The sequence below is a fragment of the Streptomyces sp. CB09001 genome, from assembly GCF_003369795.1.
Classification (GTDB): domain Bacteria; phylum Actinomycetota; class Actinomycetes; order Streptomycetales; family Streptomycetaceae; genus Streptomyces.
The window spans coordinates 7,690,682-7,705,565 of the sequence record NZ_CP026730.1; the positions used below are offsets into that span (position 1 = coordinate 7,690,682).

Below are 14,884 nucleotides of genomic sequence, written 5' to 3' on the forward strand. Positions count from 1 at the left end.
GTGAATAACGCAACGCACGTAGCGAAAATGCGGGCGCAAGAACCGCTTTAGGCCGGCCGGACAGGATCCGGCGGCAACATAGCGACCACGAAGGCCAGGGTGAGAAGGATGGCGGCCAGCAGCGCATCGGGCGCGCCGGACACCGGGGAGATGGTGCTCGTGCACCGCCTGTTCCTCCAGGAGTACGCGGCCGCGGTGGCGGTGATCCGCGCCGTCGCCCCCGGCGACACGGCGCGTGCCGCCGTGGTCGCCGGCCACCTGGCGGCGCTCGGACAGATGCTGACGGAGCATCACCTCGCCGAGGACGAGCTGGTCTGGCCGCGGCTCGCGGCCGACCCGGCCGTCGAGGCGGGACTCGTGGCCCGGATGGAGGAACAGCACGAGCGGATCGCCGACGCCCTCGGCCGGCTCGAACGGGCCCTGCCCGCATGGAGTGCCGGCGCCGGGTTGGACCTCAGGGACGAGGTGGCGGACGCCTGCACCGACCTGCTGCCCGCCCTGCGGGAGCACCTCGGCGACGAGGAGCGGCACATCCTGCCGCTGGTGCCGGGCCGGTTCGCCGCGGCGCAGTGGGCCCGGCTGAGCGAACGCGGCCGGGCCGCCGTGCCCAGGACGCACCGCCTGTACATGCTCGCCGCGCTGGGCGAGGCAGCCGGGACCGACCTCAGGGACGAGTTCCTCGGGCGGCTGCCCGGGCCCGTCCGCCTGCTGTACCGGCTGGCCGGCCCCCGGCTGCGCCGCCGCACCTGGAACCGCCTCAGCGGCGGCCGCGCCGAGGACCGCGCGGCCACGGCCTGAACACCGCGCGGCCGCGGCCTGAACACCGCGGCGCCGGCCCACCGTCAGACAAGCGAGCAGCGAAGTGAGGAAGAGTTGGTGAGCGCACCCGTGACGACCAGACCCACCCCCACCGGCCGTGCCGCGGCGCTGGACCGCATCCGTACCCTGCACACCCAGGAGCGGCTCGCCCAGGAGTTCCCCGCGGTGGCCGCCCTGCTGGCCGAAGTCGCCCAGGGCCCCGCGGCCGCGGCCGACCTGGCCCGTGCCGGCCGGCTGCTCGCCCGGGTCGACCCCGCCCGCATCCACGCCGCGCACCCCGGCGCCCGGCCGCTGAACGTCACGGTGTCGGGACACGGCACACTGGACGCGCTCACCGGTCCGCTCACCGCCGAACTGGCCCGCCACGGCATCCCGCTGCGGGCCACCCACGGCGAGCACGACGGCTGGCGGCGCGACCTGCAGGACACCGCGGGACCGCTGTACGCCGACGACACCGACCTCTCACTCGTCGTGCTCGACGCCCAGCTCGTCTTCGACGAACTCCCGCAGCCCTGGCGGGTCTCCGACGTCGCCGACGCGGTCGCGGCCAAGACGGGCCTGCTGGAACGGCTCGCCGAAGGTTACGTCCGCGACGGCTCGGGAACCCTCGTGCTCAACACCCTGCCGCTGCTGCCCGGGCACCTGCGCCAGCTCGTCGACCACCGCTCACGCACCGAACTGTCACTGCTGTGGCGGGAGTTCAACACCGCACTGCTGCGCATCGCACTGACCCACCCCCGGGTGCACGTTATCGACCTCGAACCGCTGATCGCCGAGTCGGGCCCGGTCCGCGACAGCAGACTCGCCGTCTACACCAAGGAACACCTCGGCGGCGAACTGCTCGGCCGCTACGCCCGGGAGATCGCGCATCTGGCCCGGGCGCTGCGCGGCCGCACCAAGAAGGTCCTCGTCCTCGACCTCGACCACACCCTGTGGGACGGCATCCTCGGCGACGACGGCCCCGACGGCATCGCCGTCGCCGGGACCTACCGGGGCGAGGCCTTCGGCGCCTTCCAGAAGGTGGTGCGCCAGCTGGGCTCCCAGGGCGTCCTGCTCGGCGTGTGCAGCAAGAACGACCAGGAGCCCGTGGAGCAGGTGCTCGCCGGCCACCCCGACATGGTGCTGCGGCCCGACGACTTCGTGCGGATCACCGCCAACTGGCAGCCCAAGGACGGCAATCTGCGGGACATGGCCGCCCGGCTCAACCTCGGCACGGACAGTTTCGTGTTCGTCGACGACTCCCCCTTCGAGTGCGGCCTGGTCGCCGCCTCCGTGCCCGAGATCGCCGTGGTCCGCCTCGACGAGGAACCCGCCCTGCACATCGACCGGCTGCTCGCCGACGGCTGGTTCGACGTCCGCGAACTGACCGAGGCGGACCGCGGCCGGGCCGGCCAGTACCGCGCCGACGCCGGCCGCCTGGAACTCCTCGACAGCACCGCGTCGATGGAGGAGTACCTCCATGCCCTCGACGTCCGCGTCACCCTCGCGCCGGCCACCGGCCAGGACGTGCCCCGCATCTGCCAGCTCACCCTGCGCACCAACCAGTTCAACCTCACCACCCGCCGCCTTGGCACCGACGAGGTCCAAGCCCTGCTGGACTCACCGCACCATCTGGTCCTGGCCGTCCGGACCGCGGACCGCTTCGGCGACAACGGACTGGTCGGCGCGGTGTTCGCCGAACGTGGGCCAGACGCGCTGCGCATCGACAACGTCCTGCTCAGCTGCCGGGTCTTCGCCCGCGGCATCGAACAGGCCGCCCTGGCCGCGCTGCTGGCCCACGCCCGGGACACCGCGGCGCCGGCCGTCACCGCCTCGTACCGGCCCACCGCCAAGAACGGCAAGGTCCGCGATCTGTACCCCTCGCTCGGCTTCGAGACCGTACGCACCGGCGACGACGGCGCCCTCGACTTCCGCCACGACCTCACCCGGCTGCCGCAGCGGCCCGGCCACATCACGCTCGACGCGACGTTCACGCCACCCGCGACACCGGCCGCGTAGGACAGCGCACCCCGCAGACATCCCGGCTCCGGCCGCGGACCGGCACCGCCCCGGCGCGACACCATCCCCCGGCCGCGCCCGGGGCCCGGCCGGTCCGCCCGGAGCCGGGAGCCGTACGCCCCCGGCGTGCGGCGCGTGCCGACTGCCGCCCGCCAGCCCCCCTCTGGCGGGCGGCAGCCGCATGCCCGGGGGAAAAGGGGGGGCCGCCGGCCCGCCGGGCCGGACATGCACAAGCGGCGCCTTAGCGCCAAGGGCGAGGCTCGGACATATTCCAGACAGCCCTCGCCGGCACCACGCCTGCGGATCTCGGAGAGGTCAGGCAAAGACGTTGACAAGCTTCCGAACCTTCACGGAACTCGTTGTGGACCGTGCGGCCGAGCTCGGTGCCGAGGATGCCTTCATCTTTCTGCCGGACGATGCCAACGGCTCGGTCCCCGAGCACCTGTCGTACGCCGGACTCGACCAGGACGCCCGGCGGATCGCCTCCTGGCTGCAGGCACACGGCGCCGCCGGCCGGCAGGTGCTCCTGCTGTACCCCTCGGGCACCGACTTCATCAAGGCGTTCACCGGCTGCCTGTACGCCGGTTCCGTCGCCGTGCCCGCCCCGCTGCCCACCGAGCAGGGCCAGCACTTCACCCGGGTCTCCGGCATCCTGCGCGACGCCCAGGTCCGCGCGGTGCTGACCGACTCGGCGAGCGCGCCCGAGATATCCGCCTGGCTCGCCTCGGAGGGCTTCACCGACGTGCTGTGCCTGGCGACCGACACCGCGGACTACAGCGACGCGAGCGCCTACCGGGTGCCCGACCTCACCCCCGAGCACCTGGCGTTCCTGCAGTACACCTCCGGCTCGACCAGCGAGCCCAAGGGCGTCATGGTCTCGCACCGCAATCTGCTGGCCAACGAGGCCGCGATCCAGAACGCCGCCAAAACCGACGCGCACACCCGGTTCGGCGGATGGCTGCCCTTCTACCACGACATGGGCCTCATCGGGCACATCCTGCACCCGCTGTACATCGGCGCCTCCGCCGTACTGCTCTCCCCGACGTCGTTCCTGCGCCGCCCACACCGCTGGCTGAAGTCCATCGGCGACTACGGCGTCACCATCGGCGGCGGCCCCAACTTCGCGTTCGACCTGTGCGTGCGGCGGGTCACCGACGCCCAGCTCGCCGAACTCGACCTGTCCACCTGGGTGAGCGCCGCCAACGGTGCAGAACCGATTCGCCGCGAGACCATCGACGCGTTCACCGAGCGCTTCGCACCCGCCGGCTTCAAACCCGAGTCGTTCTTCCCCTGCTACGGCATGGCGGAGACCACCCTGCTCGTCTCCGGCACCCCCAGGGACCGCCGCCCCGCCGTGCGCACCGTCGACGTGGCCGCCCTCGAACAGGGCACGCTCAGCGACCCGGTGGCCGAAGCACCGCGCCGGGAACTGGTCAGCAGCGGTGTCATCCACGACTTCACGGTGAAGATCGTCGACCCCGGCACCCGCGGCGAACGCCCCGAGGGCTCGGTGGGCGAGATCTGGGTCAAGGGCGACAGCGTGGCCTGCGGCTACTGGAAGCGCCCGCTGACCAACATGGAGATCTTCGACGCGCACCTCACCGACGGCGACGGCGGCGAGGACGCGGGCGGCTGGCTGCGCACGGGCGACCTCGGCGCCCTGGACAACGGCGAGCTCTACGTCACCGGACGCCTCAAGGAGCTGATCATCTTCTCCGGGCGCAACCTCTACCCGCAGGACGTCGAGCGGACGGTGCAGGCCACCGACAAGGCCCTGGGCGCCGGCTCCGGCGCGGTGTTCACCGTCGAGACCGAGCGCGAGCACCTCGTCGTGGTGCAGGAGGTCCGGATCAGCGCCGTCGACGGCGACCTGCGCAGCCTGGCCACGACCGTCCAGAGCCGCATCGGGCAGCAGCTCAACGTCCCGGCGGGCAACGTGCTCCTGGTCCGGCCCGGCACCGTCCGCAAGACCACCAGCGGGAAGATCCAGCGCACCCTGATGCGCAAGCTGTTCCTGCAAGGCGCCCTCACCCCCCTGTACGAGGTGCTGGAGCCGGCCGTCCGCCAGATCGTCGCGGACGCCTCCGGTCCTGCCCTGGCCGCGACGGTCTGACATGGCCGAGCCCAGACAGACCGTCGCCGAGGAACTCGACGCGTTCCTCGGCGACCCGGACGACCCCGGCGGCTGGTTCTCCTACAAGCGGTGCGTGGAACTCGACGACAGGGAAGCGTTCCCGGCCGACATCTGCCGCCGCCTCGACGACTGGGGACTGCCCGGCCACTACGTACCGGCCGAACACGGCGGCAGGCTCACCGACTACGCCACACTGCTCCAGGTCATGCGCGCCGTCGCCCGCCGCGACCTCACCGTGGCGATCGGGCACGGCAAGACCTACCTGGGCGGCATCTGCGTCTGGGTGGCCGGCACCCGCGAGCAGGCCGCCGCGCTCGGCGCGGACATCCGCGCCGGGGTACCCGTCTCGCTCGGCCTGACCGAGCGCGCCCACGGCAGCGACCTGCTCGCCGGCGAGGTGCGCGGCACGCCCAGTGCGACGGGCTGGCTGGTCGACGGCGAGAAGTGGCTGATCAACAACGCGACCAGGGGCAGCCTGCTGTCCCTGCTCACCCGGACCGACCCGGCCGGGGGACCGAGAGGCTTCAGCGTCCTGCTCGTCGACAAGCGCGAGCTGGACCCGGCCATGTACCGCCATCTGCCCAAGGTGCGCACCCACGGCATCCGGGGCGCGGACATCTCCGGCGTCGCCTTCGAGGGCGCGGCCGTCGACCGGTCCGCGCTCGTCGGCGCCCAGGGCGCGGGCCTGGAGATCGTCCTCAAGGCACTGCAGCTCACCCGGACCATGTGCGCGGCCCTGTCCCTGGGCGCCGCAGACCACGCCCTGCGCATCGCCCTCGGCTTCGCCCTCGACCGCGAGCTGTACGGCCGGCGCCTCGTCGAACTGCCCCAGGCCCGCCGGGTGCTGGCCACCGCCGGGGCCGACGTGCTGCTGCACGAGGCGCTGGGCACGGCCGCCTCCCGCCTGGCGCACACCCAGACCGACGAGATGAGCGTGACCGCGGCCGTCACCAAGTACCTGCTGCCCAGCGGCACCGAGGACGTGCTCTCCCGGCTCACCCGGGTGCTCGGCGCCCGCGCCTTCCTCAAGGGCGTGCACGCCCACGGCACGTTCCAGAAGGTGGAGCGCGATCACCGCATTGTCGGCATGTTCGACGGCAACACGCTGGTCAACCTCAACTCCCTCATCAACCAGTTCCGTTCACTGGTACGCGGCCGCCGGCGCGGCACCGGCGACGCGGCCGGCGCCGCGGCCGCCTACGACCTGTCCACGCCGCTGCCCCCGCTCGACCCCGGGCGGCTGTCCCTGGTCGCGCGCCGCGGCAGCGGTGTCCTGGCCGGCCTCGAACCGGGCGTGGCCCGGCTCGAAGAGCTGGCCGGCGAACGGCCCGCGCTGGCACCGGCCGCCGCGGCCGCCCGCCGTGTCGCGGACGCCGCCGACCGGGTCCACCAGGAGATGGAGCAGTGGCAGGGACTCGTCGGTGACGTGCCTCCCGCCGCGTTCGAGGTGGCCCGCCGCTACGCCCTGTGCCACGCCGCGGCGGTCTGCCTCGGCCTGTGGACGCACAGCCAGGCGCAGTTCGCGGGCACCACCACCGAACCGCTGTGGCGGGACGGGCTGTGGCTGCGGGCGGCCCTCGACCGGATCCTGGACCGCCTCGGCGAAGGCGGCGGCGCACCCGACGAGGTGTACGACGCGCTCCTCGACCACATGATCACCGCCCGGAGTGCAGGCGAGCTCTTCTCGCTGTACCCCCACCGACTGCCGGGGACGCCGGCCGAGCCGGTGGCCGACGCGACCACCGCACGCAACTGAGAGGACGCCATGCTGATCGGTACCGCGGCAAACGGGCCGCACAAAGCGTCCGGCGCAGCCCGGCAAGCCCACCCGCCCGGCGGCCAGGAAGACCGGGCCGCCGCCCGCGTCGCCGAGCTGGAGCAGCGACTCGGTGACCCCACCGACGAGCGCGGCCAGATCTCGTACACGGCACTGCTCGCGGACGACGAGCGCGGCGAACTGTCCGAGCCGGGCGAGCGTGCCCTCGACGAGCTGAGGCTCAACGCCGAGTTCGTGCCGGTCCACCACGGCGGACGCCTGGAGCGGATCGACACCCTGGTCCGGGTCATGCGCCAGGTCTTCCGCCGCGACATCGCCCTCGGCCTCGGCTACGGCGTCACCTCGTTCATGGCCGCCGTCAACGTGTGGAGCTCCGGTACCGGACAGCAGCAACGACGCCTCGCCGAGCTGCTGCTCGACGGCAAGAAGGTGTCGGTGGCCTACCACGAACTGGCCCACGGCAACGACTTCGTCCGCAACGAGTTCCAGGCCCGCCCGGTGGACGGCGGCTACCTCCTCAACGGCGCCAAGCAGGTCATCAACAACGCCGACCGGGCCGCGGCCTGGGTACTGTTCAGCCGCACCAGCCCGGCCCCCGGCAGCCGCAGCCACTCCGTCGTCCTGGCCGAACGCGACACCCTGGACCAGGACCGCTTCCAGGTCCTGCCCCGCTACGACGCGGTCGGTGTGCGCGGCTGCCACCTGTCGGGCCTGGACTTCGCCGACTGCCCGGTGCCCGCCTCCGCGCTCGTCGGCGAGGAGGGCAAGGGCGTCGAACTGGCCCTGCGCGCCTTCCAGGTGACCCGCAGCGCGGTGCCCGGCATGGCACTCGGCGCCACCGACACCGCCCTGCGCACCGTCACCGGCTTCGCCCTGGGCCGGCAGCTGTACCGCAAGTCCGTGATGGACATCCCGCACGCCAAGGCCACCCTGTCGACGACCTTCCTCGACCTGCTGATCTGCGACAGCCTCTCCCTGGCCGCGACCCGCGCCGTCCACGTACTGCCCGAGGAGACCAGCGTCTACGCGGCCGTGGTCAAGTACCTGGTCCCCAAGATGCTCACCGACGCCATGTACGACCTCTCCATCGTGCTGGGCGCCCGGTTCTACACCCGCGAGGGCGAGTTCGGAATCTTCCAGAAGCACGTGCGCGATCTGCCGGTCCTCAGCCTCGGCCACGCCGGCTCCGCGGCCTGCCAGGCCACGATCATCCCGCAGCTGTCCCGGCTCGCCCGCCGCGCCTGGTTCAAGGACGACCCCGCGCCCGGGACCCTGTTCCGGCCCCGCGAGGACCTGCCCGGCATCCCCTTCGAACGGCTCACCCTCGCCAGCGGCCGGGACGGACTGAGCGCCTGCCTGGTCGCCGCCGTCGACCGGCTGCCCAGCTCCAGCCCCGAGGAACGGGCGGCCCACGGCGCCGCACTGCGCCTCATGGACGAACTGCGCCAGATCCAGGAGCACAGCCTCAACCTCGCCCCGCAGGACCGCACCGCCCTGGCCAGCCCGGCCACGTTCGCCCTCGCCGACCGGTACGCGGTCCTGCTCGCCGCCGCCTCGGTGATCGGCGTGTGGCAGCAGGCCCAGCACGGCCAGGACGGTTTTCTCGCCGATCCGGCCTGGCTCGCGGCGGCGCTGCACCGCCTCGGCCGGCGCCTCGGCCACCAGCTGCCCGACCTGCCCGCCACCTGTGAGACACGGCTGCACGACGAAGTGCTCCGCCGCTTCCACGACGCGCGCAGCTACGACCTCTACAACACCCCGCTGGCGGGCTGAGAAACCTTCCCAGCCAGCCAGCCAGCCAGCCAGCCAGCCAGCCCGGCCGACCGACCGACCGAGGAACTCTTCCGAGGAGCGCAGAATGTCCGTTCCCACCACCGGACGCACCACCCGGGAACTCACCACGTGGCTGTCCGACCGCATCGCCCTCTACCTCAAGCGCACGCCTCAGGAGATCGACCCGAGCGTTCCCCTGGCCGAGTACGGCCTCGACTCCGTCGCCGCCCTCAGCCTGTGCGGCGACATCGAGGAGGACTTCGACCTGGTCCTCGAACCGACGGTCGCCTGGGACTACCCGACGGTCCAGGCCCTCGCCACCCACCTGGCACAGAGCCTGGCCGAACCGGCGGCAAACTGATGGACCGGATCGCCATCGTCGGTCTCGACTGCAGGTTCCCGGGAGCGCCCGACGCCGGCGCCTACTGGAACCTCCTGATGCGCTCGGGGGACGGGATATCCCCGGTCCCCGAACAGCGGTGGGACGCCGCGGACTTCCACTCCCCGACCCCGGCGGAAGGCCGCGCCAACACCACCGAAGGCGGGTTCATCGACGACCCGGACGCCTTCGACAACGAGTTCTTCACCGTCTCCCCCCGGGAGGCGGCCGCCATGGACCCGCAGCAGCGGCTGCTGCTGCAGTGCGCCTGGCGTGCCGTCGAGGACGCGGGGATCGCCCCCATGCAGCTGGCCGGCACCTCCACCGGCGTCTACGTCGGCATCATGGGCAACGAGTGGGCCCAGCTGCACCTCACCGACTACGACCGGGTCAGCGCCCAGGTGGGCTCCGGCAACGGCTACTGCATGACGGCCAACCGGGTCTCCTACCACCTGGACCTCAAGGGCCCCAGCCTCGCCGTGGACACGGCCTGCTCCTCCTCGCTCGTCGCCGTGCACATGGCGGGCAACGCCCTGCTGTCCGGCGAGTGCGACTACGCCATCGCGGCGGGCGTCAACGTCGCCCTCACCCCAGCCCTGTCCATCTTCTACACCCAGGCCGGACTGTCCGCGCCCGACGGCCGCTGCAAGCCCTACAGCGGCCAGGCCGACGGCATCGGCCGCGGCGAGGGCGTCGGCGCCGTCGTCCTGCGCCGTCTGGAGGACGCGCTCGCCGACAAACAGCAGGTGTACGCCGTCATCCGCGGCACCGCCGTCAACCAGGACGGCCGCAGCAACGGCATCACCGCCCCCAACCGCTGGTCCCAGCAGGAGGTCATCGGTGCCGCCTACCGCAGGGCCGGGGTCGAACCGGCCCAGGTGGACTTCACCGAGGGGCACGGCACCGGCACCGTGCTCGGCGACATGATGGAGGTCTCGGCACTGGGCCACCACCACGCCGGGCGCGCCGGACGGCCCATGGCACTCGGCTCCGTCAAGGGCAACTTCGGGCACACCGAGGGCGCGGCCGGTATCGCCGGGCTCATCAAGGTGGCCCTGTCCCTGCACCACCGCACCGTGCCCGCCAGCCGGTTCGCGGCCAAGGAGAACGAGCGGCTCGACCTGCGCGGCAAGGGGCTGCGGCTGCTCAAGGCCCCGCTGCGGCTGCCCCGCGGCACCAGCGTGGCCGGGCTCAGCAGTTTCGGCATGGGCGGCACCAACGCCCACGCGGTCCTGGAGTCCGCCCCGCCGTCCGCCGCACGTCCCGCGGCCCAGGGCGACGAGCGGCCCCGGGGGATCGGCAGCGCACTGTTCACCCTGACCGCCCCCACTGCGCAGGCCCTGCGCCGCAACCTGCACGCGCAGGCCGACGCGCTCGGCGCCCGGCGCGCCCCCGTCGGACCCGTCGGCTGGACCTCCCACCGCGTCAAGTCCGGTCACCGGCACCGCTTCGCGGTCAGCGCCCCGGACACCGCGACGCTGGTGCAGCGGCTGCGCGCGGCGGCCGCCGACCCGGCCCTGTTCGACGCGCTCACCGGGGAGGCCGGCACCGCCCCGCACACCGCGTTCCTCTTCACCGGGCAGGGCTCCCAGTACCCGCGGATGACGGCGGGCCTCCACCAGGACTCGCCGCTGTACCGGCACTTCCTCGACGAGGCCGACGCCGCGCTCCTGCCGCACACCGGGCGCTCGGTGCGCGACCTCGTGCTGAGCGGGGACGAGTCGGTGCACCTCACCCGGTGGGCGCAGCCCGCCCTGTTCGCCGTCGGCTACGCCCTCGGCCGCACCCTCCAGGAACTGGGCGTGCAACCCTGCCTGCTGCTCGGCCACAGCGTCGGCGAGTACGCGGCCGCCTGCCTGGCCGGGGTGTTCCCGCTGGACGCCGCCGCCCGGCTGATCGCGGCCCGTGGCGCGCTGATGCAGCAACTGCCCGACGGCGGCGGCATGCTGGCGGTTCTGGCCGGGCGCGACGAGCTCGCCGAGCGCCTCGCGAACGAGCCGGAGGTCTCCGTCGCCGTCGTCAACGGGCCGCGCGCCACCGTGCTGTCCGGCGACGCGACCGCGCTCGGCCGCCTGGCCGAGGAGTTCGACCGCGACCGCGTCCCCACCCGGATGCTGCGCGTCTCGCACGCCTTCCACTCGCATCTGATGGACCCCATGCTGGACGACTTCGCCGAGGTCGCCCGCGAGGCCGGCGGGGGAGTGCCGCAACTGCCGCTGTACTCCACGCTGTACGGCAGGCTCCTGGACGGCGAGGCGATGGACGCCGACTACTGGGTGGCGCACATCCGCCGCCCGGTGCTCTTCGCCGACGCGTTCACCGCCCTGGGCGAGGCCGGGCCCAGCCACACCGTGGAGGTCGGCCCGTCGCCGGTGCTCTCCTCGCTGACCCGCAAACTGCCGCTCCCGTCCGCCGGGACCCGCCCGGCGGCCACCGCGCCGGTGCGGGGACCGGACTCCGGCGGCCAGGACCTGGCGGACACCGTCGCCGAGCTGTACCGGCACGGCCTGGATCCGCGGTGGGACACCCTCTACCCGGCCGGCGACCAGGTGCCGTACCGGCTCGGCCCGTACGCCTTCAACGACGAGCACCGGTACTGGACCGCGGGCCCGGCCCGCCGCCCCGGAGCGCCGCCGACCGCCGCCGTGGCCGAGGAGCCGGCCCGCGCGGCACACGGCGGCCCGGACGCCGAGGTGCTCGTTCTGGAGCGACCCGCGCCGGCGGACCCGGTGACCGAGACCGCCCTCACCGCCATCGGACAGGTCGGCGGCTACGAGGTCGGCGAACTCGGCCCGCTGCTGCGGCTCTACGAGGACCTGGGCTTCGACTCCGTGATGGTCATGGAGCTGAAGAAGCGCCTGGAGGAACGCCTGCCCGTCCTCGAGGCCCTGACGGTGCAGGACCTGCTGCCCCGTCTCGCGACGGTCGGTGACCTCGTGGAGTTCCTGCGGGAGTACTGCGCTCCCGCGTCCGACAGCACCCAGGAGAGGACAGCATGAGCGACCATCCCAGCGGCCGTCAGGTCCATCTCGCCTCCGTCGGCACGGCCCTGCCCGGCGACCCGGTCGACAACACCGAACTGGCCCGGGTCCTGGGCGCGAACGAGGAATGGATCGAGATGTTCATCGGCACCAGGACCCGGCACTTCGCCCGGGACCTGAAGACCGGTGCGGTGCGTTGGTCGCTGGCCGACCTGTGCGCCCAGGCGGGCGAGCGCGCCATCGCCGCCGCCGGGGTCGACCCGGGCGACATCGACTTCGTCGTCCTGGGCACCGCCACTCCGGACACGCTGATGCCGGCCACCGTCAACAACGTCGTCGACCTGCTCGGTCTCGACCAGGTGCCCACGTTCCAGCTGCAGTCCGGCTGCGCGGGCGCGGTACAGGCGCTGAGCCTGGGCCGCACCCTCATCGCGTCCGGCGAATACCGCACCGGCCTGGTCATCGGCGGCGACGTGTGCAGCAAGCACCTCGACGTCGACCGCGACCTCGCCAAGGCGGCCCCGAGCGACCTGGTCAACTTCGTACTGTTCGGCGACGGCGCGGGGGCCGCCGTCCTCACCGACGAGCCGCGCGGCGCCCGGGTCGTCCTGCGGCACGTCCTGAACCGCTTCACCGGCCTGGGCCGCAAGCCCGGACAGGTCATCGAGTGGTTCGGTCTCGCCGACCGCTACGACGACCGGCAGGCCCTCACCGAGGACTACAAGGCCATCGAGGAGCACGTCCCGGTGATGGCGGTCGAGATCCTCTGGGAGCTGCTCGACGAACTCGACTGGAGCCAGGACGAGGTGGACTACATCCTGCCGCCGCAGCTGTCCGGCCGGATGACCCGCAAGATCACCGAACAGCTCGACGTGCCCACGGCCACCGAGATCTCCTGCGTCGCCGACACCGGCAACAACGGCAACGCCCTGCCGTTCCTGCAGATCGAGCGGCTCCTGGAGAAAATGACGGACGGTCAGAAGGCACTCGCCGTCGCCATCGAGTCCAGCAAGTGGATCAAGGCCGGCTTCGCCCTGGAGAGGATATGACCACCACACGCCCCGCCTACAGCCTGGCCGACTTCGTCACGACCGTCCGCGACGAACTCGGCCTGCCCGTCACTGACGAGCAGGTCGCCGCCGACTTCGACGAACTCCCCGAGTGGGACTCGCTGCACCTGCTCAAGCTCGTCACCGCCGTGGAACTGGCCACCGGCCGCACCGTCCCGGTCGGCCGCGTCCTGGAGGCCCGCAGCCTGCGGCAGTTCTACGAACTGGCGGTCCCGGTATGACGAGCGCGCCGCGGCGGCACCTGGAAAGGCGCCGCCGCCACACCCTGTACTTCCTGGAGTGGGCGGCCGCACAGCGGCCCGTGCACCTGGACACCGACATCGACATGACCCGCGTCCAGGCGCACCGGGCCGCCGCCCGCGCCGCCGGGACCCGCTACTCGGTGGTCAGCTACCTGCTGCACGCCACCGGGCAGGTGATGGCCCGCCACCCCGAGGCCAACGCGGTCATGGCACCCGGCTGGCCGTCCGTCCTGCGCCGCCCCCGGACCGTACGGTTCGCCTCGGTGACCGCGAAGCTGGCCCTGGACCGTGCCGTGGACGGGGAGCGCACGGTGCTCTCCGCCCTGGTGCCCGCCCTGGAGCAGCTCTCGCTGGCCCAGGTGCAGGAACAGGTGGACCGCTACCGGGGCGAACACACCGCCGCCCTCCCGGAGTTCAAGGGCGTACGGATGCTCGGGCGGCTGCCCGTACCGCTCGGCAGGGCGGCCTTCGCGGCGGCCCTGCGCGACCCGAGCCGCCGCCCGGGGATCTTCGGCACCGTGTCCGTCAGCTCTCTCGGGCACGGCTCCGTCGACGGATTCCACTCCGCCGGCGGCACCGCCGTCACCCTGTGCGCGGGACGCGTCGTGGACCGGGCCGTCGTCCGGGACGGACAGGTCGTGGCGGCGCCCGTCATGCGGCTCGGGCTCACTTTCGACCACCGGGTGATCGACGGGGCGGTCGCCGCCGACCTGCTCGGCGATCTCCGCCAGACCATGGAGGACTTCGATGACGGCTCCAGGGAAACCCTCCCCGGGCCGGACGTTCGGCGAACCGATCGTGATCACCGGGCCGCGCGGGGACTGGAACGGAGTCCGACGTGACCTCGCCACGCACGCCACCGCGATTCTCTACGCACGTCTGGACGACTGGCGTCCCGAGCGGGCCGGCGGGCCGCGGCTGCGCGCGCTGCTCGGCCGGGACTGGGCCCGCTACCTGGACCTGACCCACCCGGAGGTGCGGACCCGGTTCGCCTCGTCGCGGGTGCTGCTGAAGTTCGCCGCGGGCGCCGCGCTGCACGTGCCGCCGCAGTCGGTGGAACTGGGCTACACGCCCTCGGGACGCCCGTATCTGCACGGCTACGACGGCGTGCAGATCAGCCTCAGCCACACCGAGGACCTGCTGCTCGTGGGACTCGCCACCGGCGCCGTCATCGGCGTGGACGCCGAACGCACCGACCGCAGCATGTACAAGGCGGGACTCGGCCGGCATCTGTGCACCCCGCACGAGGCCGAGCTGATCGAGGCCATGGCGGACCACGAGCGGGACCCGGCGATGGTGCGGCTGTGGACGCTCAAGGAGGCGTACAGCAAGGCCATCGGGCTCGGCATGCAGTTCCGGTTCACCGACTTCGGGTTCGGGACCGACGGCACACCGACCGAGGTACGGCGCCCGGACGGGACGCCGGGCACCGGCAGCGAATGGTCCTTCCGCACCTACGCGCTGCTCGACCGGTACACGGTCAGCGTGGCCGTGGGGGACTCCGGCTTCGGCGTCACCACGGACACGCAGGCGCACACCATGCTCGACGCGGGCATCGTCGACGCCCTGTCCGAGGCGCTCGGCGTCGAGGAGGACGACCGCCGCGGCGGCGACGACTGGTGGTGAGCCGCCCGCCCCGGCCCGCCCGCCCCGTGCCGCCCGCCCCGGCCCCGGCGGCACAACCGGTCCGCAAGCGGCGGCCCGGACACTG

11 protein-coding genes are annotated in these 14,884 nt (G+C 73.0%); all 11 read left to right on the top strand.

From position 1 onward, the window contains the following. The first annotated feature begins 108 nt into the window (after positions 1 to 108). The 11 genes from C4J65_RS35535 (at position 109) to C4J65_RS35585 (ending at position 14,799) form a co-directional block, all read left to right on the top strand. On the top strand, positions 109 to 798 hold the full coding sequence (locus C4J65_RS35535) for a hemerythrin domain-containing protein (protein ID WP_115746154.1): 690 nt from the start codon (positions 109 to 111) through the stop codon (positions 796 to 798). 90 nt (positions 799 to 888) lie between these two features. Continuing rightward, positions 889 to 2,817, top strand: a complete 1,929-nt coding sequence (locus C4J65_RS35540) for an HAD-IIIC family phosphatase (RefSeq protein ID WP_115746155.1) — start codon at positions 889 to 891, stop codon at positions 2,815 to 2,817. Positions 2,818 to 3,178: 361 nt separating this feature from the next. Beyond that, positions 3,179 to 4,930 carry a fatty acyl-AMP ligase gene (locus C4J65_RS35545; protein WP_240330599.1) on the top strand — a complete coding sequence of 584 codons (1,752 nt, stop codon included), beginning with the start codon at positions 3,179 to 3,181 and terminating at the stop codon, positions 4,928 to 4,930. A 1-nt stretch (position 4,931) separates the two neighbouring features. After that, positions 4,932 to 6,707: an acyl-CoA dehydrogenase family protein gene (locus tag C4J65_RS35550; protein ID WP_115746157.1), complete on the top strand. Its 1,776-nt coding sequence runs from the start codon at positions 4,932 to 4,934 to the stop codon at positions 6,705 to 6,707. Positions 6,708 to 6,716: 9 nt separating this feature from the next. Further along, positions 6,717 to 8,501 carry an acyl-CoA dehydrogenase gene (locus C4J65_RS35555; RefSeq protein ID WP_115746158.1) on the top strand — a complete coding sequence of 595 codons (1,785 nt, stop codon included), beginning with the start codon at positions 6,717 to 6,719 and terminating at the stop codon, positions 8,499 to 8,501. Between the two features lie 85 nt (positions 8,502 to 8,586). Further along, entirely contained in the window at positions 8,587 to 8,862 is a 276-nt protein-coding gene (locus C4J65_RS35560) for an acyl carrier protein (protein WP_115746159.1), read from the top strand. Then, entirely contained in the window at positions 8,862 to 11,879 is a 3,018-nt protein-coding gene (locus C4J65_RS35565) for a type I polyketide synthase (RefSeq protein WP_115746160.1), read from the top strand. Before C4J65_RS35560 ends, C4J65_RS35565 begins: the two co-directional genes overlap by 1 nt. After that, complete coding sequence (locus C4J65_RS35570; RefSeq protein ID WP_115746161.1) at positions 11,876 to 12,910, top strand: 3-oxoacyl-ACP synthase III family protein; 1,035 nt, start codon at positions 11,876 to 11,878, stop codon at positions 12,908 to 12,910. Before C4J65_RS35565 ends, C4J65_RS35570 begins: the two co-directional genes overlap by 4 nt. Further along, on the top strand, positions 12,907 to 13,152 hold the full coding sequence (locus C4J65_RS35575) for an acyl carrier protein (RefSeq protein ID WP_115746162.1): 246 nt from the start codon (positions 12,907 to 12,909) through the stop codon (positions 13,150 to 13,152). The genes C4J65_RS35570 and C4J65_RS35575 overlap by 4 nt, the downstream gene beginning before the upstream one ends. After that, entirely contained in the window at positions 13,149 to 14,015 is an 867-nt protein-coding gene (locus C4J65_RS35580) for a 2-oxo acid dehydrogenase subunit E2 (protein ID WP_115746163.1), read from the top strand. Before C4J65_RS35575 ends, C4J65_RS35580 begins: the two co-directional genes overlap by 4 nt. Next, entirely contained in the window at positions 13,921 to 14,799 is an 879-nt protein-coding gene (locus tag C4J65_RS35585) for a 4'-phosphopantetheinyl transferase superfamily protein (protein ID WP_115746164.1), read from the top strand. The genes C4J65_RS35580 and C4J65_RS35585 overlap by 95 nt, the downstream gene beginning before the upstream one ends. Positions 14,800 to 14,884 lie beyond the last annotated feature (85 nt).

Excerpts from the sequence above, each read along its gene's own strand:
- C4J65_RS35570 (WP_115746161.1), top strand. The coding sequence starts at position 11,876 with ATGAGCGACCATCCCAGCGGCCGTCAGGTCCATCTCGCCTCCGTCGGC.
- C4J65_RS35575 (WP_115746162.1), top strand. The coding sequence starts at position 12,907 with ATGACCACCACACGCCCCGCCTACAGCCTGGCCGACTTCGTCACGACC.
- C4J65_RS35565 (WP_115746160.1), top strand. The coding sequence starts at position 8,862 with ATGGACCGGATCGCCATCGTCGGTCTCGACTGCAGGTTCCCGGGAGCG.
- C4J65_RS35535 (WP_115746154.1), top strand. The coding sequence starts at position 109 with ATGGCGGCCAGCAGCGCATCGGGCGCGCCGGACACCGGGGAGATGGTG.
- C4J65_RS35555 (WP_115746158.1), top strand. The coding sequence starts at position 6,717 with ATGCTGATCGGTACCGCGGCAAACGGGCCGCACAAAGCGTCCGGCGCA.
- C4J65_RS35585 (WP_115746164.1), top strand. The coding sequence starts at position 13,921 with ATGACGGCTCCAGGGAAACCCTCCCCGGGCCGGACGTTCGGCGAACCG.
- C4J65_RS35580 (WP_115746163.1), top strand. The coding sequence starts at position 13,149 with ATGACGAGCGCGCCGCGGCGGCACCTGGAAAGGCGCCGCCGCCACACC.
- C4J65_RS35550 (WP_115746157.1), top strand. The coding sequence starts at position 4,932 with ATGGCCGAGCCCAGACAGACCGTCGCCGAGGAACTCGACGCGTTCCTC.
- C4J65_RS35560 (WP_115746159.1), top strand. The coding sequence starts at position 8,587 with ATGTCCGTTCCCACCACCGGACGCACCACCCGGGAACTCACCACGTGG.